The following is a 17478-nucleotide window of genomic DNA, read 5'->3' on the forward strand; positions in this document are numbered from 1 at the left end:
ACGATCTGTCAGAACTGGCGGTTGTTCCTGGACACTGGACAGTGGCTGCAGCGTTTCGTGGGCAGCCTCTATGATCGGCACACTTTCCTGCACGGACACGGCTTGTGCGGCCGTCCACGACCGGCCGACCGCCCCGGAAGACCCATACGAAGAACGAGTGCACTGCGGGAGCGAGCGGTGAGCGGAACGTCCGAAGGGCCGGCGCCCGCGGGAGACCTCGTCCGGCCGGCCGTCACAGAACGTAACCTCGACACGTCTTCTCGTACGTCCGCCGGGACCTCTCCCGGCCCACTCGCCCCCTCCGTACCGTCCGTGGCGCCGGGGCCGCCCTCCGGGACGCCCGCACCCCCGGCGGTTCCCGACGGAACGTCACTCCGCACCTTCCACGCGGCCTTCGCCACCGCCCCCCTCGCCATGGCCGTCGTCGACCGCGGGGGTCTCGTCGTCACCGCCAACGAGGCACTGGGCACGCTGCTCGGCGCCGCGACGCGGACGCTCGTCGGACGGGTCGCCGCCGACCTGCTGGACCTGGCCTCCGACACCCGCGCCTGGCACGCGTACCGCGAGATGCTGGGCGGCAGCCAGGCCAGGCTGCGCTGCACCCGCCGGCTCAAGCACCCCGACGGCCACGCGGTCTGGGCGCAGGTCACGATCGCGCCGATGCCGCAGGAGCGGGCGGTCCTGGTCTCGGTCACCGACATCGGCGCGCGGCGTGAACTCCAGGCGCGGCTGCGCCACTTGCAGATGCACGACCCGGTGACCCGGCTGCCCAACCGCGCCCTGTTCTTCGAGCGGCTGTCGGCGGCGCTGGAGGCGGAGGCGTACGAGGAGTGCGGCACCGGCCGGATCGGGCTCTGCTATCTGGACCTGGACGGGTTCAAGGCGGTCAACGACACCCTCGGCCACCGGGTCGGGGACCGGCTGCTCGCGGCCGTCGCGGAGCGTCTGACGCGCTGCGCCGAGGGGGCGGGCCTCACCAGGGCGACCGCTCCCCTGGTGGCGCGGCTGGGCGGGGACGAGTTCGCGCTGCTCGTGGAGGACTCCACGGGCACCGACCAGCTGGCGGACCTCGCCGAGTCCGTGCTGAAGGCGCTCCAGGCCCCGTTCGACCTGTCGGGGCAGCGGCTGTCCCTGTCGGCGTCCATCGGGGTCGTCGAGCGGCGCGCCACCGGCACCACCGCGACCGGTCTGATGCAGGCCGCGGACACCACGCTGTACTGGGCGAAGGCGGACGGCAAGGGCCGCTGGACGCTCTTCGACCCGGAGCGCAACGCGCACCGCATGACCCGCCAGGCCCTGTCGTCCACCCTGCGCTCGGCCGTCGAGCGGGGTGAATTCGCCTTGGAGTACCAGCCGTTGGTGGGCCTGGAGGACGGCGGGGTGCATGGCGTCGAGGCGCTCGTCCGCTGGAACCACCCGAGGTTCGGGACGCTCACACCGAACCGGTTCATCGGGCTGGCCGAGGAGGACGGTTCGATCGTCCAGCTCGGCCGCTGGGTGCTGGCCACCGCCTGCCGCCAGGCGCGGCGCTGGCAGCTCGACCGTCCGGACGCCCCGCCGATCTTCGTCAGCGTCAACGTCGCCGTGCGCCAGGTCTGGGACTCCGACCTGGTGGCGGACGTGGCGAAGATCCTGGCGGAGACCGGACTCGCCCCGCGTCTGCTGCAGTTGGAGCTGACGGAGTCGGCGGTGATGGGGTCGGCGGGCCGGCCGCTCCAGGCACTGCAGGCGCTCAGCGACATGGGGGTCCGCATCGCCATCGACGACTTCGGCACGGGCTACTCGAACCTCGCCTACCTGAGCAGGCTCCCGGTGTCCGTGCTGAAGCTGGACGGCTCCTTCGTCCGCGGCTTCCAGTACGAGAACGCCGACGGGTCCTCCGCCCACCCCAATCCGGCCGACGAGGTCATCGTCGAGGCGCTGATCCAGCTCGCCCACCGGCTCGGCCTGACGGTCACCGCCGAGTGCGTGGAGACGGCCTCGCAGGCGTCACGGCTGCGCGGGATCGGCTGCGACACCGGCCAGGGCTGGCTGTACTCCCGGCCGGTGGCGCCGGAACGCATCTCCGCGCTCCTGATGTCGGCGACCTGTCCTCAGACCTGAGCGGCCGGCTCCCCCGGCAACCCGTAGGCGTCCGCGATCAGTTCGTACGAGCGCAGCCGTACGTCACCGCTGTGCGCGTTGCCCGTGATCATCAACTCGTCGGCTCCGGTGCGCTTCTGGAGGCCGTCGAGGCCGGCACGCACCTCGTCGGCGGTGCCGTGAACGACGTTGGCGTTCCAGGAATCGACGAACTCCCGCTCCATGGGGCTGAATTCGTAGGACTCGGCCTCCTCGGGGGTGGGCACGAGTCCGGGGCGCCCGGTGCGCAGCCGGACCATGCTCAGGGCTGCCGCCAGCACCTGGCGGCGGGCCTCCTTCTCCTCGTCCGCGGCGAGGGCGGACACGCCGATGAGGGCGTAGGGGGCGTCGAGGACCGCGCTCGGCCTGAAGGACGCGCGGTAGAGGTCGAGCGCCGGGATCGTGTTCTGCGCCGAGAAGTGGTGCGCGAAGGCGAAGGGGAGGCCGAGGGTCCCGGCGAGACGGGCACTGAAGCCGGAGGAGCCGAGCAGCCAGACCGGGGGCCGGCGCGGTGACTGGACCCCGCCCGGCGAGGTCGCCTGGACGGGGCCGGGGACGGCGTGGATGCGGGCGTAGGGGTGGCCGTCGGGGAAGTCGTCGTCCAGGAAGCGGACGAGTTCCGCGAGCTGCTCGGGGAAGTCGTCGGCGCCCTCCCCCAGCCGCTGGGTGCGGCGCAGCGCGGCGGCCGTGGCGCCGTCCGTGCCCGGGGCCCGGCCGAGGCCCAGGTCGACGCGGCCCGGCGCCATCGCCTCCAGGGTGCCGAACTGCTCGGCGATGACCAGCGGGGCGTGGTTGGGGAGCATCACTCCGCCGGAGCCCAGCCGGATGCGGTCCGTGTGGGCGGCCAGGTGGGCGAGGATCACCGCGGGCGAGGAGCTGGCCACGCCGGGCATCGAGTGGTGCTCGGCCACCCAGTAGCGGTGGAAGCCGCGGGACTCCGCGAGGCGGGCCATGCGGACGCTGGTGCGCAGGGCGTCGGTCGCGGTGCGGCCCGCGCCCACGGTGACCAGGTCCAGTACGGACAGGGGTACGGGGGCGGTGCCCCGTGCCGCGCCTCGGATCTCGTCCGTCTCGGGCGTCTCGTCCACCGGGGGTGCCTCCTGTTGCGTACCTGATGCTGTCCTCGCGTCGGCAACAGGAGGCCGTCTCCGCTTATTCCCCCCAGGGGGAGCACGGAGGTCACCCCGGCTGGGGCTGGGGGCTTTGTTTCGCCCCCTCCGCCCCTTCCCTTCCCGTCCCCGGGGGCTCCGCCCCCGGACCCCCGCTCCTCAAACGCCGGAGGGGCTGAACCTGGCTGGGCTCTCACGCCTGGACGATCGGTTCTCTCGTGAAGAGGGTGCCCAGGTCCGGGGCGTTCACCCTGCGGTCCGTCAGGCGCAGTGCCTCCCAGACCGTGACCTGCGCGGCGGTGAGGACCGGCTTGGCGAGGTCCTTCTCCAGGGCCGTGAGGTGGGAGGCGGTGTGCAGGGCGGTGTCGGGGAGGAGGACCGCGTCGGCGTCCGGGTGGTCCGCCTCCCGGGCCAGCGCGAGGACCCGGCCGTAGTCCCAGCCGGCGGCCTCGGCTCCGGTGACGGCAGCGGAGCCGCGCACCGCGGCCACCTGGGTCCCGGTCTCCTTCAGGAACTCCGCGAACAGCGCGGCCACGTCGTCGGGGCAGGTCGCCCCGATCGCGACCCGGCCCGCCCCGATCTCCCGCGCCGCGTGCGCGAAGGCGAAGGACGTCGAGGAGGCGGGCAGGCCGGCCGCCCGGGCGAGGCCGCGGACCTGCTCGTGCGCGCCCCGCACCCCGCGCACGAAACTGCCGCTCGCACACGCCCAGACCACGGCCTCCGCGCCGGACAGGCGCAGTTCCTCGACGCCCGCCGCGAGGCCGGGGGCCGAGCCCGTTTCGAGGAGCGCGTCCACGCCGTGGGCGTCCTCCGCCGTGTCCGTGTGGACGACGGTCAGGCGGACGTCGCTGCCGAGGAGCTGCTCGATGCGCGGGTAGTCGTCCTCGGCCGAGTGGCCGGGGTAGAGGAATCCGAGTGCGGTCATGCCCAACCTTCCTGTTCTCCGGACAGTACGGGTCCCCGCCGGACGGCCCGGTCAATCAGCCGCGGGCGGGGGCCCACCGCCCGGGTACCCGGTTGGCGCAGCGACGACCGCCCCGTCACCCGGCCGGCCGGGATCACCGGGACCGGCCGGACGCCCCGGACCCGAGCGCGTGCGCGGGCGCGGGCGCGGGCGCGACGGCGGGCGCGGCCGCGTCCGGGGTTCGGACCGGACGGGAACGGACAGGAAGGAGACGGACGGGAGGGGGACGGGCGGGAAGGGAACCGGCGGGCAACGGACCGTGTGCGGGCCCGTGTTGACGGCGGTAGGTTCGGGTGCGAGCGCGGCCGGTCCGCCCGTCCCGGACGGCTCCGCCCCCGTTCGCCCGCACGTCTGCCCGGCCATGTCGCCCAGGGACCTCCCGGAGAGGCCCCAGGGTCCCCCGAGAGAAGCGGACTCCCCTTGCGAAACGGCTCCCTCCGATGAACACCCGCACGTCCTCCGGCACGCCCCGCCCGTCGGCCCCGGCCACGCTGCTCGTCCTGGATGCCGACCCGCTCCCCCGGCTGGGCCGGCTCACCGGCCGGGTGCGGATCGAGCACGCCGACGAGTCCACGCTCGCGGAGCGGCTGCCGGACGCGGACGTGCTGCTCGTGTGGGACTTCGCCTCGCAGGCGGTACGGCGCGCCTGGCCGGGCGAGGGGCCGCGGCCGCGCTGGGTGCACACCGCGAGCGCGGGCGTGGACCATCTGATGTGCCCCGAGCTCGCCGCCTCCGACACGGTGGTGACCAACGCGCGCGGCGTCTTCGACCGGCCGATCGCCGAGTACGTGGCCGCCCTGGTCCTCGCCATGGCGAAGGACCTGCCGCGGACCTGGGACCTGCAGCGGCAGCACGAGTGGCGGCACCGCGACGCGCAGCGGGTGGCGGGGACCCGCGCCTGCGTGGTGGGGTCGGGGCCGATCGGGCGGGCGATCGTGCGCACGCTGAAGGCGCTCGATGTCACCACGGCGCTGGTGGGACGCGTCCCGCGCACCGGGATCCACGGCCCGGACGAGCTGGACCGGCTGATGGCGCGCGCCGACTGGGTGGTGTCCGCGGCACCGCTCACCGAGGAGACGCGCGGCATGTTCGACGCCCGTCGCTTCGGGATGATGCAGCCGTCGGCCCGCTTCCTCAACGTGGGGCGCGGGCAGCTCGTCGTCGAGGAGGCGCTCGCCGAGGCGCTGTCGAAGCGGTGGATCGCGGGCGCGGCCCTCGACGTCTTCCGGCACGAACCGCTCGGCCGCGACAGCCCGCTGTGGGACGTCCCCGGGCTGATCGTGTCCCCGCACATGAGCGGGGACACGGCCGGCTGGCGGGACGAACTGAGCCGGCAGTTCGTGGAGTTGTACGAGCGCTGGGCCGCGGGCAAGCCGCTGTCGAACGTGGTCGACAAGGAGCGCGGGTACGTGCCGGGACACTGAACCGCCCCGGGGGACCGGCCCGGAGCCCGTCGGCCGGCACCCCACGTGACGTGGCTCACACCACGGGCATCGCCGTGCCTCGCGTGCCCCATGGGACGAATTCCGCCAGGACCGCCCCGGACCGGGTCCTGATGTTCGATTCTGGCCATGCCGCCGGGTCCGGCCCTCCGGAGGCGATCTCCGGCACCCCGGAACACGAGCGGACCAGGGGATTCCCCGGCCCGATCCCCCGGGGGCGGGGAGCGGGCGGGGGGCCGAGGGGAGCGCGGACGGCAAGGTGCGAGGTCCGGCCGCCGGGACATGCCCACGGTGTCATGCCTGCGGCATATGCCAGAGTGGCGCGCTCCTGCTGGGAGGCGTGGAGCGCGCCGCCAATCTCGTCAACGGACCGCCACAGATGGCGTCTTGCCCGTTATCGTGTAGTGAGCCCAGGTGTCCGGGCCGACGTCATTTTTGAGCCGGGCCATGAAGCGCAGGGGGAAACCGTGGCGCTGATGAACGAGCCGACCGCGCCGTACCACTCGGCCCAGGACGCCCTGCGCGTCCTGGAGACGGTGTCGCGGCACAGCACCGGTGTCACCGCGACCGAACTCGCCCGCCGGGCCGGCCTCGGCGCCGACCGGCTGACCGCACTGCTGCGCATGCTGCGCCGGGAGGGCTACGTCGAGCAGGCCGCGGACGGCGCGTACGTCACCGGCGCCGCCCTCGGCCGCCTCGGATCCGCCCACGGCCGCGAGCAGGCGCTGCGCGACAAGCTCCAGCAGACGATCGACCGGCTCCGCGACTCGGTCGGCGCGGCGATCTACATCAGCCGCTACATCGACGGCGAGGTGCGCGTCACCCAGTACGCGGAGAGCCCGTCCACCCCCGCGGTCAACGAGTGGGTCGACTTCCGCTCCTCCGCACACGCCAGCGCGGTCGGCAAGAGCCTTCTCGGCCAGCTCGACCACAACGGCCGCCGCGACCACCTCGCCCGCCACAAGATGGCCCGGCTCACCTCGCGGACCATCACCAGCGAGCGGCTCCTGCTGTCCCGCCTCGACTCCCAGCCGGCCACCGTGCCCGTGCTCGACCTCCAGGAGTACGCGGTCGGCACGGTCTGCGCGGCCGTCCCGATCACCGCGGGCTCCTCCGTGGGCTGCCTCGCCCTCTCCCTCCCGGTCGAGCACGCCCACCGGCTCCGCCGTGCCGCGGACACGCTGAACCGCGGAGCGACCCCGGTACTGCTCTCCCTCGCGATCTGACGGGCGCCACCGGGCGGGCCGTCACACGGTCGGACCATCGGTCCGCGCGGCTGGTCGGAAGCACCCGCGCGGACCAGGTAGTATTTCTTTTGTCGCCGACCGCGAGAGCGGAAGGCGGGAGTCATGCGCCGCTAGCTCAGTTGGTTAGAGCAGCTGACTCTTAATCAGCGGGTCCGGGGTTCGAGTCCCTGGCGGCGCACTTCTGTGAAGGCCCTCCACTTCGGTGGGGGGCCTTCACGCGTGTCCGGGCGGCCTCAGACGCCCGCGGTCACCCCCGGGGCCCGCCCCACCGTGACGAACTCGGTCAGCACCCGTGCCAGCAGTTCGGGATCCCGCGCCCCGCACAGTTCGCGCGCCGAGTGCATCGACAGCCCGGCCACCCCCACGTCGACCGTCGTCACCCCGAGGCGGGCCGCGGCGACCGGACCGAGCGAGGTCCCGCACGGCATCGCGTTGTGGGAGACGAACGACTGGTACGGCACCCCGGCCCGTTCGCAGGCGGCGGCGAAGGCCGCGACCCCGACGCCGTCGCTGGCGTAGCGCTGGTTCGCGTTGACCTTGATCACGGGTCCGCCGTTGGGGAGTGGACGGTGGTCCGGGTCGTGGCGCTCGGCGTAGTTGGGGTGGACCGCGTGGGTCATGTCGGAGGAGGCGCACAGGGCGCCGGCGAGGGCACGGTCGAAGTCCTCGGGACCGCCGCCCCGCGCGGTCACGGCACGGGAGAGCACCCGCTCCAGGAGGGGTCCCAGGGCCCCGGACTCCGATCCGTTGCCGACCTCCTCGTGGTCGAAGGCGGCCAGCACCGGTATGCAGTCGGGCGTCCGTTCCGCGCCGGCCGCGGCGACCAGGGCGGTGACACCCGCGTGCACCGAGATCTGGTTGTCGAGGCGCGGCGCGACGATGAACTCCTCGTCCGCGCCCAGACGTCCGGGCCGCTGGATGTCGTGCAGCATGAGGTCCCAGCCGAGGACCTCGGCGGCGTCGGCGCCCGCCTCGTCCGCGATCCGGCCGAGCAGCGCGCCGGGCTCGGAGCCGCCGAGCCCCCACAGCGGGGTCATGTGCCGCTGCCGGTCGAGGGCGAGCCCCTCGTTCACCGTGCGGTCGAGGTGGATGGCGAGCTGAGGCACCCGCAGCAGCGGCCTGTCGACGCGGACCAGCCGGGTCGAGCCGTCGCGCAGGACCAGCCGCCCCGAGACGCCTAGATCCCGGTCGAGCCAGGTGTTGAGCGGCACCGCGCCGTAGATCTCCACGGCGATCTGCCGCCATCCCGCCGAGCCGCTGTCCGGCCTGGGCTTGACCCGCAGGTTCGGCGAGTCGGTATGGGTGGCGACGATCCGGAACGGGGTGTGGGCGGGGGCACCCGGCGGGACGTACCAGGCGACCAGCGCTCCCCCGCGTACGACGTAACGTCCCCCCTCGGCTCCGGCCGTCCACTCGTCCCGCTCCCGCAGCTCCGCGAACCCCGCCTTCTCCAGGCGCTGCGCCGCGCTCGCCACCACGTGGTAGGGCGAGGGGCTGGCTCTGACGAAGCCGAGCAGGTCGTCGTTGTGTCCGCGGTCGAGCGTGTCATGCGTGGGGGACATGATGGCCTTTCGGGTGCCGTCGAGGATGTGGGTGGGGGCCTCGGACCGTCCGCCGTGCGCACGGCCCGGCGGGGCCGCGGTCCTCCCGGGAGGCGGTCTGGGCCGCGGGGGCGCGACGGGTCCCCGGCCGGGCGAGGGCTTCGGCTCCGGTGTCACCGGCGCGGACGCGGGCCGGGGCGGCAGCACCCCGCGGCTTGCGTGTCCGCGACCCGGATCAGGCAACGCAACGCCCTTCTTCCCTCGGCTCGGGCCCCTGGCGCACAGGCCCCCGGCACACGTGCCCGGATATCCTCCCCCCGGAAAGCGGCGGGGATGCCTCCCGACGACTACCGGGTCAGCAGTTCCTCCCGGCCGTGGGACCGGTACTCGGCCGCCAGCTTGTCCACGTCCGCCGCCGTCAGCCTCCGGTACGCCGACTCGCCCGGGGGCCGCCACCACACCGGGTCCGCGCAGCGGAAGCCCTCGCGCCGCAGGGTCACCCGGTGGATCTTGTTGGTGGCGGTGACGGGCATCCGCTCCACGATCCGCAGGAACCGGGGTGCCATCTTCGTGCCCAGGTCCGGCTGGGCGAGCAGGAACGCGGCGAAGGACGCGGGGCCGAAGCGGCCGCCCTCCCTGAGGGCCAGGGTCGCCATCACCTGGTCGCCCGCCACCGGGTCCGGCACGGCGTACACCGCGACGGCCGCGGCGTCCTCGTACCGGGCGAGGATGTTCTCGATCATCGCGGCGGCGAGGTTCTCGCTGTCGACGCGCAGCCGGTCGTCGGCCCGTCCGGCGAAGTAGAGGAACCCGTCGGCGTCGCGGTAGAAGAGGTCACCGGTCCAGTACCAGCCCTCCCCCGCCGCGCTCCTCCCCCGTCCCGCCTCCCCCTCCTCCGGTCCGGGCGGCGCTCCCCGGCGCCGGGCCGCCTCCGCCTCGGGGTTGCGCCAGTACCCCTCGAAGAGGCTCGCGCCCCGGTTCACCAGCTCCCCTATCGCCTCACCGCCGTTGAGGAGGCGGCCGTCCCCGGCGAAGACGGCCGGCGGGCACTCGTGCCGGGTGTCCGGGTCGATCACCGCGAGGTCGTCCGCGGGCGCCGCCCTGCCGATCGCCCCGGCCGGGGTGCCGGGGGTGCGCTGGATCGCGGCGCCGCCCTCGGAGGAGCCGTAGCCCTCGACGAGCCGTACCCCGAAGCGCTTCTCGAAGGCGGCCGCGTCGACCGCCCCGGCCTCCGTCCCGAACCCCAGGCGCAGCGGGTTGTCGCGGTCGTCGGGGCGGGCGGGCGTGGCCAGCAGGTACTGCACGGCACGGCCGACGTAGGTGAAGTACGTGGCCCCGCAGGCCCGTACGTCGGGCAGGAACCCGGAGGCCGAGAAACGGCGCCGCAGCGCGATCCCCGCACCGGCCGCCAGCGCGGGGGCCCAGTCGGCGATCACCGCGTTGCCGTGGAACATCGGCATGCAGATGTAGTGGGTGTCGTCCGCGCGCACCCCGAAGTGGCCGGCGAGCGAGCGCCCCGCGGCGGCGATCCTGCCCTGGGTGCAGATCGCGGCCTTGGGCGCGCCGGTCGAACCGGACGTGAAGAGCAGCAGGAAGCGGCTGTCCGGGCTCGCCCCGCCGTCGTCCGGCCGCGCTCCCTCGTACGTCCTCAGGAGCTCGGCGTAGGCGTCCGTGTCGGTCACCAGGACGCGTACGCCGGGGAGTTCGAGTCCGTCGAGGAGCGGCAGGCGGGCCCGTTCGGTGATCAGGACGCGGCACTCGGTGTGCAGGACGTCCCGGGCCAGTTCGGGTCCGCGCCGGGTCGGGTTGATCCCGGCGACGGCGGCACCGGCGAGGGCGGCCGCCCCCAGCCACAGCGGGTATTCGGGGGTGTTGTCGAGCAGCACCCCCACGTGCGGCTCCGCGCCGCGCGGCATCACCTCGGCGAGCAGTGCCGCGCGTGCCGCCGCGCCCGCCGCGACCTGGTGGTGGCTGACGGCCCGGCCCTCGAACCACAGTCCCGGCCGGTGGTCGCCCCACCGTTCCCGCACGAGCTCCCCGACGGTGCGCCTGCTGGACTCCATGCCGAAGCAAGGTAGTTGACGGCTCGTCAGATGGGGAGGGAGCTGCGCACCCGGACTCGGGCGGGTGGCTCAGATCCCGCCGAAGAGCGAGTCGACGCCCTCGGACATCTCGTGGAGGGCGGTCATGAGGAAGACGCAGAAGGCGATGATCAGCCCGCAGAAGACGAGCATGACGACGGTGCCCGTGGCCGCTCTGGCCTGGCTCGGCGCGTGCGCCGTCGCCTTCTCGGGGTTCCGGTCGTCGTAGTGCACGGTGACGATGTCGCCCTCGACGACCGTCGGCCGCCCGCTGCTCTCCTCGAAGCGGACCGGACGGCCGTCGCGCGTCGTGAACTCGTAGACGTGGTGCAGGGTCGTGGTGACGGAGGTGTCGTGGCCGCCCCCGCTGACGGTCGTGTACGAGCGCAGGCAGCGCGCCTCCGCGGTCAGTCCGCTGCTCCAGGCGCTGCGCAGTTCCAGCGACCGGCGGACCGCCCTGGTCGCCATCAGGAGCACCACGGCGATGATCATTACGGGTACGGCGTAGAAGAGCACACTCATGACGGTCCCCCGGTGGTCGGATACGGTTCCCCGCGCGCCGACCTGGTCATGTCGACGTGCGGGGAACATACCCGTCCCGGCACCCTCGGCGCCTCAAACGAGGCTCAGAACACGGGCGTTCGGGGACCCTGTGCTCAGAACGTGACGTCCGCGCAGGAGTAGAACGCGTTCGCCGTGTCCGCGACGGTCCACACCCCGAGGACGACGTGGTGTCCGCTCCTGCCGCCGGGCAGCGTGCCGGTGTGCGTGAGCGTGGACGGAGGGCGCTGTCCGTTGTAGGGGACCGTCAGGAACGGGGTGGCCTCCAGGTCGGCGCGGGTCAGCGCGTGGTTCTGGTTCCAGCCGGTCCTGGTGATGAAGTACTTGAAGTCGGTCGTCGCGTGCATCGCGGTGAACTGCCAGCGGAACGTGTAGTTCTGCCCCGCGGTGACCCTGGTCGTCGGCCACGCGGTGCCCGCGGGAGTCCTCGGCTGGTCGAGCTGGCCGAAGTTGGTGTGCCCCGCGGAGCAGATCCTGCCGTCGGCCGGGCCCGCCGCCGGGAAGCCCTTGAGGCCCTCGACGCTCTGCGGTTCCCACTGGATGTCACCGCAGTTGGCCACGACGCCGCCGTTCGCGGCGCACATCTTCTGCCTGCTGAGGGGCTGGTCGGTGTAGCCGTGGGCGCTGGCTCCGCCCGTGGAGAGCACGAACGTGCCCGCCGTGGCGAGACCGAGCGCCGCCGCGTACATCTTCGCCTTCCGGCCGGTGCGGGACCGGCCGTCGGGGTTCTGTTTCGTCCGTGTGCGCATGCTGCCGCTCCTGGAGGACGTGGGGGATGTTCCGTGAGCCGCGCGCGATTTTCAGGTCTAGACCAAGTATCAGATTATTGCGGGTAGTTGAACGTGTCCATACCAACAGCGGACCTCCATGCCGACGACGGACCTCCGCACCTGCGACGGATTTCCGTACCGACGGCGGCCTCCGTACCGATGGCGGACATCCGCACCGACGGCGCCCCCTCCCGCCCCGCCCCGGCGCCTACGAGGAGACCTCCCCGCGCCCCGTGCAGAACGCCACCGTCAAGTCCTTCACCAGCGCCTTGCGTTCGTAGTCGTCCAGTTCGACCAGGCCGCGCAGGGTCAGCCGGGTCACCGTGTCCTCGACCGAGTCCACGACCGAGCCGAGCACGCTGTCGCGGTGCTGGGCGTCCAGGGCCGCGATCCGGCGGCGCTGCATCACCGCGGCGATCTCCGGCGCGTACTCGATCCGGGTCGGCTGCGCGGAGAACACCTCCAGACCGACCGGGGCCGTGTCCGCGGCCACCATCCGGGTCAGCGCCTCGCCGACCGCGTCCGTGTTGCGCAGGGTCAGGTCCCTGACCACGGCGGGCGGCAGCTCGGCCGGAAGCTGGGAGAGCACCCGCGAGAGGGCCGCCTCCACGCATTCGCGCAGGTACGTCCGGTGGTCGTCGACCGCGAGCGTGGCCCGCGCGGTGTCCTTGACGCGCCACACCACGAGCACGACCACCCGCAGCTCGACCCCGTTCGCGTCCACCACGGACATCGGCTCGCTGCGCCAGTGCCGCAGCCGCACGTCGACCCGGCGCCGCAGCACCAGCGGGTTGACCCACATCAGTCCGGTGCGCCGGACCGTGCCGCGGTAGCGCCCGAACAGACCGAGCACCCAGGCCCGTCCGGTCCGGCCGCGGGCGAGACCGCCGAAGCCGAACAGGCCGAGCGCGCCCGCCCCGGCGTACGCGGCCCACTGCGCGGGGCCGAGTCCGGCGCCCGCGTGCCCGTGCAGTTCCAGCGCCGCCGGCACGGAGGGCGGCAGCAGACCCGCCCACCAGGTGGTGAGCGCGCACCCGGCCGCACCGCAGGCCCCCGCCAGCACGCCCGCCGCGCCGGGCAGCACCCGCGCGGGCCGTTCGACCAGGTCGGGGTCGGCCTCCGGCACCGGGCGCGGAGGCGGGCCGGGCGCGGGCCGCCGGATCCTCGGCTGCTCCCCGGTACCGCGGCGGCGGCCCACGACGGCGGGCGCGAGCGGCACGGACACCGGTTCGGGGTCGTCGCGGAAGAGCAGGTGGACGGGGATCTCCGTGGTGGCCTCGTTGTGGATGAGCCGGGCGGGCCGGTGGGCGCCGCCGCACTCGGCCGCCGTGTCGGACCGGGGCTCCACCGGAGGCGCCCCCTCGGGCTCCGGGGTGCCTGACGTCGTCGTACTCATAACTGCCTCCATGCCTCCGCGCGTGGAAGTGCGTTCACGAGCCGTGGGGAACCCGGCCTGCTCAGGAGAAGAGCCGCCGCCAGGTCTCCGGTCCCGGGTAGCCGTCCGCCGCCCCGCCGCGCCAGCCCTGGGCCCGCTGGAACGCCTCGACGTTGCGCCGGTCCGCCTCGCCCCAGCGCGGCCCGGGACCGGACGTGTAGTACGTGCCGAACCCCTTCTCGACCAGCCGCTCCCCCAGCTCGGTCACCCGCGCGGAGTCCGCTCCCGGCCGGAACGCCGTGCGCCCCGGATAGCCCGGCACGGTGCGCGGGGAACCCGGGCCGGCCGTCACGGCGGGGACGTTCCCGCCCTTCCGGCCGGCCGGGTACGACCAGGTCTTCGGTCCCGGCAGCCGGTCCGCGGCCGGCCGGCGCGGCCCCGGCCCCCTGCCGTGGGAGCGGCGTCCGCCCCGGTCCGCCAGGAGCCGGCCGAGCCGGGCGACGTACGCGTCGTCCGCACCGGCCCCGAAGTACGCGGCCCCCGGATAGCGGGTCGGCGTGGGCGGCGGCGGGCCGCCCGCGCCCTCCGCGACGCCCCGGTGGCGGTAGGGCACGTAGTGGTCCGAGTCGGTCCAGTACGCGTACGGGGTGGGCTGCCTCCTGGCGCTCGGCGGGGTCTGCTCGTAGGCGACGTACCGGGTGTGCGTGTGGTCCGTCCAGCCGCCGAAGATGACGACGTGCGAGCCCTTCTCGGGGTCGGCGGGGTTGTGGAAGAGCAGGATGTCGCCCGGCTGGAGCCGGTCCCGGGTGATCCGCACCCCGAAGCCGTCGAGGCTGCCGGTCCATTCGTTGCCCGGCAGGTTCCAGGCCATCGACGCGTAGCCGGAGCAGTCCTGGCGGTACCCGTCACGCCAGTAGTCGTCCACGCTGTACGGCACCCGCGCGTCGATCCACGTCATGGCCCGGCCGATGATCTCGGCCCGCGTGGTGGCGGGCGCCCGTACCGCCTCCCCCGGCCCGACCGGCAGCGCGGACTTCCCCGCGGGGCCGTGCAGCGGCGCCCTGTGGCCCTGGGGGGTCCCGCCGTGTCCGTCGGCCCGGGGAGGACCGGGCCGGGCGGGGCCGTGCACGGCGGCGGCCGCCGGCACCGCGCCGAGGACGGTTCCCGCCGAGGCGGCCAGGGCCAGCGCCACGGGGGTGCGCGCCGCCCCCGCGCGGGCGAGGGCGTGGGCGCGGGCCGCCGGATGCCCCAGGGGACCGGACCGTCCGAGCCGTGAGGAGAGGGGCAGGACGCGCCGCCAGTGAACGCATCCGGGGCAGTCGCAGTCACTCGCGGGATCGACTTCCTCGAACACCGGAGTCCTCATGTGGCGCCCCTCACGCTCCAGATTGAAATGTCCGCAATTCTGCACGTCCGTCAGTTTCTCAACCGGCTTCCGGCGCCGCACGCTGACGGTCCGAATGATGTACGGGACCACCCCGCCCGCCCGGGTGCGCCCACCTGGTCGGGAGCACCCCCGCGGGTCGGGTAGAGTTTCCTTGTCAGCAGGCGCCGCTAGCTCAGTTGGTTAGAGCAGCTGACTCTTAATCAGCGGGTCCGGGGTTCGAGTCCCTGGCGGCGCACCGACCGAAGGGCCCCTCGTCATCGACGAGGGGCCCTTCGTCATGCCCCGAGTCCGTCGCGACGCACGGAAGCCCGTCGCGGACTTGGCGTCAAACAGACTAGGAATCACGGCGCTCATCCGTTCTAGGGTGGCTTCAAGCGGGCTCGGCATCGGCTCGGTTGCTCCGGCCCGGCCGCGCCACCCCGGTGGACGGGCCCCGAGCCTCCCGCGTCGGCGCCGGGTTACTCCCGCAACCCGTGCGCGCGTGGTCGAGGACCAGCCCGGTCGGCGGCTTCGGGGGGAGCGGGCCGTCGGCCGGGCCCGGTACCGCTTCGCCGGGCGGCGGGTCCACGGGGCGGCCCGGCACGCCGAGCGCCCTCCGCCCCGCAACCCGCCACGCCCTACGGCCCGTCCCCCGTGAGATACGCCGAGACGACCACGTTCGCCGTGTAGCTGCCGTCGGCCCGGTCGAAGGTTCCGCCGCAGGTGATCAGCCTCAGCTCGGCCCGCCCCGGCTCCCGCGCCCCGTAGGCCCGGCGGGCGTCGAAGTGGTCGCGCGGCAGCACCTGGACGTCGTCCACGGTGAACTCGGCGACCGTCCCGTCGTCGCGCATGACCCGGACGGTGTCGCCGGGCTTGACGGCGCTGAGCCGGTAGAACACCGCGGGCCGGGCCTCGGTGTCGACGTGGCCGACCATCAGCGCCGTCCCGGCGGACCCCGGCCTCGCCCCCGCCGCGTACCAGCCGACGACACCCGGCTGGTCGAAAGGCGGCGGATCGAGGGCGCCCCGGCCGTCGAGCCCCCGGGCCACGACGGGGGCCTGCACCCCCATCGAGGGAATGTCGACGCGCTGCGGCCGGGCGCCGCCGAGGGGCTCGATCGCGGGGGGCAGCCGTACCTCGGGCGGCCGTCCGACGGCGGCGATGTCCCCCGTCGTCGGCGCCGACGTCCCCAGCCGCGGATTCGTCACCTCGCGGCCCCACAGCCACAGCCCGAGCAGCAGGACCAGCCAGGCCACACCGGTCAGCAGCCGCCCGGTGCCGGGGGAACGCTCCCGTTCGGCCATGTCAGTCGCGGCCGTCGGGGCCCCGGCGCGCGCCGAGGACCGCCACGGCGATCGCGGCGGCGCTCGCGAGGACCAGGCCGACCACGGCGTGCCCGGTGCCGGGTCCGGTCGCGTGGGCGTCGTCCGCCGCGGCGAGGCGGGCGGTCCCGCCGCCGCCCGCGTTCACGGGCGCGACCGGGGAGGCGGGCGCGGAGACACGCGCGGAGGTGTCGGGGGCGGGCACGGTGAGCGTGCCCTTGACCTGGTCGCGCCGGCCGTCGCAATCGACCTGGACGCCGTAGCTGCCGGGGCGCAGTGCCGTACGGACCCGGGTGTCCCCGACGAGCCCGCCGCCGCCCCCGCCGGTCAGCCGCACGTCCGAAACGAACGCGTCCGACACCGCGGTACCCGTGCGCCCCTCGCAGCCCGTCGCCCGCAGCCGGATGTCGCTGCCGGCGGCGGGGTGCGCCGGGTTCGCGAAGACACCGCCCGGCCCCGCGTCGGCCGCGTGGGCAGCGGGCGTGAACGCGGCCGCGACCACCGCCCCGGCACAGAGAGTGAGTCGCATCGAGCACATCGTGAAACCTCCAGACACCTGGAGACTCCCCCTCGCGGCGGCCTCCCGCATCCTCAGGGGGCCGCCACTGCTCCGTACGGGTCCGTGCGCGGCGCCGGGGAGGCCGGTCCCCGCCCGGCGCGCTCCAGGGTCCGGCCCAGGACCGGCCCCGCCCGCCCGCCGGGTGCTCGGAGCGGGGCTCAGACGCGGTCGACGAGGTCCGCGATCGAGTCGACGATCTTCGACGGACGGTACGGGTAGCGCTCGATCTCCTCCGTCGTGGTGAGCCCGGTCAGGACGAGGAAGGTCTGCATCCCCGCCTCCAGACCGGCCAGCACGTCGGTGTCCATGCGGTCGCCGATCATCGCGCTGGACTCGGAGTGCGCGCCGATCGCGTTCAGACCGGTCCGCATCATCAGCGGGTTCGGCTTGCCCGCGAAGTACGGCTGCTTGCCGGTGGCCTTGGTGATCAGCGCGGCGACCGCTCCGGTGGCCGGCAGCGGGCCCTCGGTGGACGGGCCGGTCTCGTCCGGGTTGGTGGCGATGAACCGGGCGCCGGCCTTGATCAGCCGGACCGCCTTGGTCATGGCCTCGAAGGAGTACGTACGGGTCTCGCCGAGGACCACGTAGTCCGGTTCGTGGTCGGTCAGGACGTACCCGATGTCGTGCAGCGCGGTGGTCAGACCCGCCTCGCCGATGACGTACGCCGTGCCGCCGGGCCGCTGGTCGTCCAGGAACTTCGCGGTGGCGAGGGCGGAGGTCCAGATGTTCTCGACCGGTACGTCCAGGCCCATGCGCGCGAGCCTGGCGTGCAGGTCGCGCGCCGTGTAGATGGAGTTGTTCGTCAGGACCAGGAAGGGCTTCCCGGAGTCCCGCAGTTTCTTGATGAAGGCGTCGGCGCCGGGGATGGGCACGCCTTCGTGGATGAGGACGCCGTCCATGTCGGTGAGCCACGACTCGATCGGCTTGCGCTCTGACACGTGCTGGGTCTCCTGCCGTCCTGGCGTACCTACGCACTCGAACCGGGGGCGCCGGAACGACGCTGTACCGACGCGCCCAGCG

14 protein-coding genes and 2 tRNA genes are annotated in these 17478 nt (G+C 74.0%); 5 read left to right on the forward strand and 11 right to left on the reverse strand.

Going from position 1 to position 17478, the window contains the following annotated elements; all coding sequences use genetic code 11:
• Positions 1-177 precede the first annotated feature (177 nt).
• Positions 178-2103, forward strand: a complete 1926-nt coding sequence (locus ACFW6B_RS01405; protein WP_386591223.1) for a putative bifunctional diguanylate cyclase/phosphodiesterase — start codon at positions 178-180, stop codon at positions 2101-2103.
• On the opposite strand, the gene ACFW6B_RS01410 is transcribed toward ACFW6B_RS01405, so the two are convergent.
• Both ACFW6B_RS01410 and ACFW6B_RS01415 read right to left on the reverse strand, forming a co-directional pair.
• A complete protein-coding gene (locus ACFW6B_RS01410; RefSeq protein ID WP_386591224.1) occupies positions 2094-3209 on the reverse strand; it encodes an LLM class flavin-dependent oxidoreductase in 1116 nt (371 codons plus the stop codon). The genes ACFW6B_RS01405 and ACFW6B_RS01410 overlap by 10 nt on opposite strands.
• 214 nt (positions 3210-3423) lie before the next feature.
• Positions 3424-4155 carry a decarboxylase gene (locus ACFW6B_RS01415; RefSeq protein WP_386591225.1) on the reverse strand — a complete coding sequence of 244 codons (732 nt, stop codon included), beginning with the start codon at positions 4153-4155 and terminating at the stop codon, positions 3424-3426.
• Between the two features lie 479 nt (positions 4156-4634).
• Between ACFW6B_RS01415 and ACFW6B_RS01420 the strand changes: the two genes are divergently transcribed.
• The 3 genes from ACFW6B_RS01420 (at position 4635) to ACFW6B_RS01430 (ending at position 7061) form a co-directional block, all read left to right on the forward strand.
• Complete coding sequence (locus ACFW6B_RS01420; RefSeq protein WP_386591226.1) at positions 4635-5618, forward strand: D-2-hydroxyacid dehydrogenase; 984 nt, start codon at positions 4635-4637, stop codon at positions 5616-5618.
• Positions 5619-6103: 485 nt separating this feature from the next.
• On the forward strand, positions 6104-6862 hold the full coding sequence (locus ACFW6B_RS01425; RefSeq protein WP_386591228.1) for an IclR family transcriptional regulator: 759 nt from the start codon (positions 6104-6106) through the stop codon (positions 6860-6862).
• A 125-nt stretch (positions 6863-6987) separates the two neighbouring features.
• A tRNA-Lys gene (locus ACFW6B_RS01430) sits at positions 6988-7061 on the forward strand.
• Positions 7062-7116: 55 nt separating this feature from the next.
• On the opposite strand, the gene ACFW6B_RS01435 is transcribed toward ACFW6B_RS01430, so the two are convergent.
• The 6 genes from ACFW6B_RS01435 to ACFW6B_RS01460 form a co-directional block, all read right to left on the reverse strand.
• A complete protein-coding gene (locus tag ACFW6B_RS01435; protein ID WP_386591229.1) occupies positions 7117-8445 on the reverse strand; it encodes a M18 family aminopeptidase in 1329 nt (442 codons plus the stop codon).
• Positions 8446-8771: 326 nt separating this feature from the next.
• Positions 8772-10487, reverse strand: coding sequence for an AMP-binding protein (locus ACFW6B_RS01440; protein ID WP_386591230.1), 1716 nt, complete (start codon positions 10485-10487; stop codon positions 8772-8774).
• A gap of 69 nt (positions 10488-10556) precedes the next feature.
• Positions 10557-11027, reverse strand: coding sequence for a DUF3592 domain-containing protein (locus ACFW6B_RS01445; RefSeq protein ID WP_386591231.1), 471 nt, complete (start codon positions 11025-11027; stop codon positions 10557-10559).
• Between the two features lie 134 nt (positions 11028-11161).
• A complete protein-coding gene (locus ACFW6B_RS01450) occupies positions 11162-11815 on the reverse strand; it encodes a lytic polysaccharide monooxygenase (RefSeq protein ID WP_386591232.1) in 654 nt (217 codons plus the stop codon).
• Positions 11816-12044: 229 nt separating this feature from the next.
• Positions 12045-13232, reverse strand: a complete 1188-nt coding sequence (locus ACFW6B_RS01455) for an SPFH domain-containing protein (protein ID WP_386591233.1) — start codon at positions 13230-13232, stop codon at positions 12045-12047.
• Positions 13233-13293: 61 nt separating this feature from the next.
• Entirely contained in the window at positions 13294-14577 is a 1284-nt protein-coding gene (locus tag ACFW6B_RS01460; protein WP_386591234.1) for a peptidoglycan-binding protein, read from the reverse strand.
• Between the two features lie 182 nt (positions 14578-14759).
• Between ACFW6B_RS01460 and ACFW6B_RS01465 the strand changes: the two genes are divergently transcribed.
• Positions 14760-14833, forward strand: a tRNA-Lys gene (locus tag ACFW6B_RS01465).
• Positions 14834-15215: 382 nt separating this feature from the next.
• On the opposite strand, the gene ACFW6B_RS01470 is transcribed toward ACFW6B_RS01465, so the two are convergent.
• The 3 genes from ACFW6B_RS01470 to ACFW6B_RS01480 all read right to left on the reverse strand — a co-directional run bounded on the left by ACFW6B_RS01470 (position 15216) and on the right by ACFW6B_RS01480 (position 17396).
• Positions 15216-15881: a class F sortase gene (locus tag ACFW6B_RS01470; RefSeq protein WP_386591236.1), complete on the reverse strand. Its 666-nt coding sequence runs from the start codon at positions 15879-15881 to the stop codon at positions 15216-15218.
• A gap of 1 nt (position 15882) precedes the next feature.
• On the reverse strand, positions 15883-16437 hold the full coding sequence (locus tag ACFW6B_RS01475) for a hypothetical protein (protein ID WP_386591378.1): 555 nt from the start codon (positions 16435-16437) through the stop codon (positions 15883-15885).
• Between the two features lie 179 nt (positions 16438-16616).
• A complete protein-coding gene (locus ACFW6B_RS01480; RefSeq protein ID WP_386591237.1) occupies positions 16617-17396 on the reverse strand; it encodes an HAD-IIA family hydrolase in 780 nt (259 codons plus the stop codon).
• Positions 17397-17478 lie beyond the last annotated feature (82 nt).

Source organism: Streptomyces sp. NPDC058751 (assembly GCF_042746485.1).
GTDB lineage: Bacteria > Actinomycetota > Actinomycetes > Streptomycetales > Streptomycetaceae > Streptomyces.

Coding starts and splice junctions, on each gene's coding strand:
- ACFW6B_RS01455 (WP_386591233.1), bottom strand. CDS start 13,232: ATGAGTACGACGACGTCAGGCACCCCGGAGCCCGAGGGGGCGCCTCCG.
- ACFW6B_RS01445 (WP_386591231.1), bottom strand. CDS start 11,027: ATGAGTGTGCTCTTCTACGCCGTACCCGTAATGATCATCGCCGTGGTG.
- ACFW6B_RS01460 (WP_386591234.1), bottom strand. CDS start 14,577: ATGAGGACTCCGGTGTTCGAGGAAGTCGATCCCGCGAGTGACTGCGAC.
- ACFW6B_RS01435 (WP_386591229.1), bottom strand. CDS start 8,445: ATGTCCCCCACGCATGACACGCTCGACCGCGGACACAACGACGACCTG.
- ACFW6B_RS01475 (WP_386591378.1), bottom strand. CDS start 16,437: ATGTGCTCGATGCGACTCACTCTCTGTGCCGGGGCGGTGGTCGCGGCC.
- ACFW6B_RS01450 (WP_386591232.1), bottom strand. CDS start 11,815: ATGCGCACACGGACGAAACAGAACCCCGACGGCCGGTCCCGCACCGGC.
- ACFW6B_RS01415 (WP_386591225.1), bottom strand. CDS start 4,155: ATGACCGCACTCGGATTCCTCTACCCCGGCCACTCGGCCGAGGACGAC.
- ACFW6B_RS01420 (WP_386591226.1), top strand. CDS start 4,635: ATGAACACCCGCACGTCCTCCGGCACGCCCCGCCCGTCGGCCCCGGCC.
- ACFW6B_RS01440 (WP_386591230.1), bottom strand. CDS start 10,487: ATGGAGTCCAGCAGGCGCACCGTCGGGGAGCTCGTGCGGGAACGGTGG.
- ACFW6B_RS01470 (WP_386591236.1), bottom strand. CDS start 15,881: ATGGCCGAACGGGAGCGTTCCCCCGGCACCGGGCGGCTGCTGACCGGT.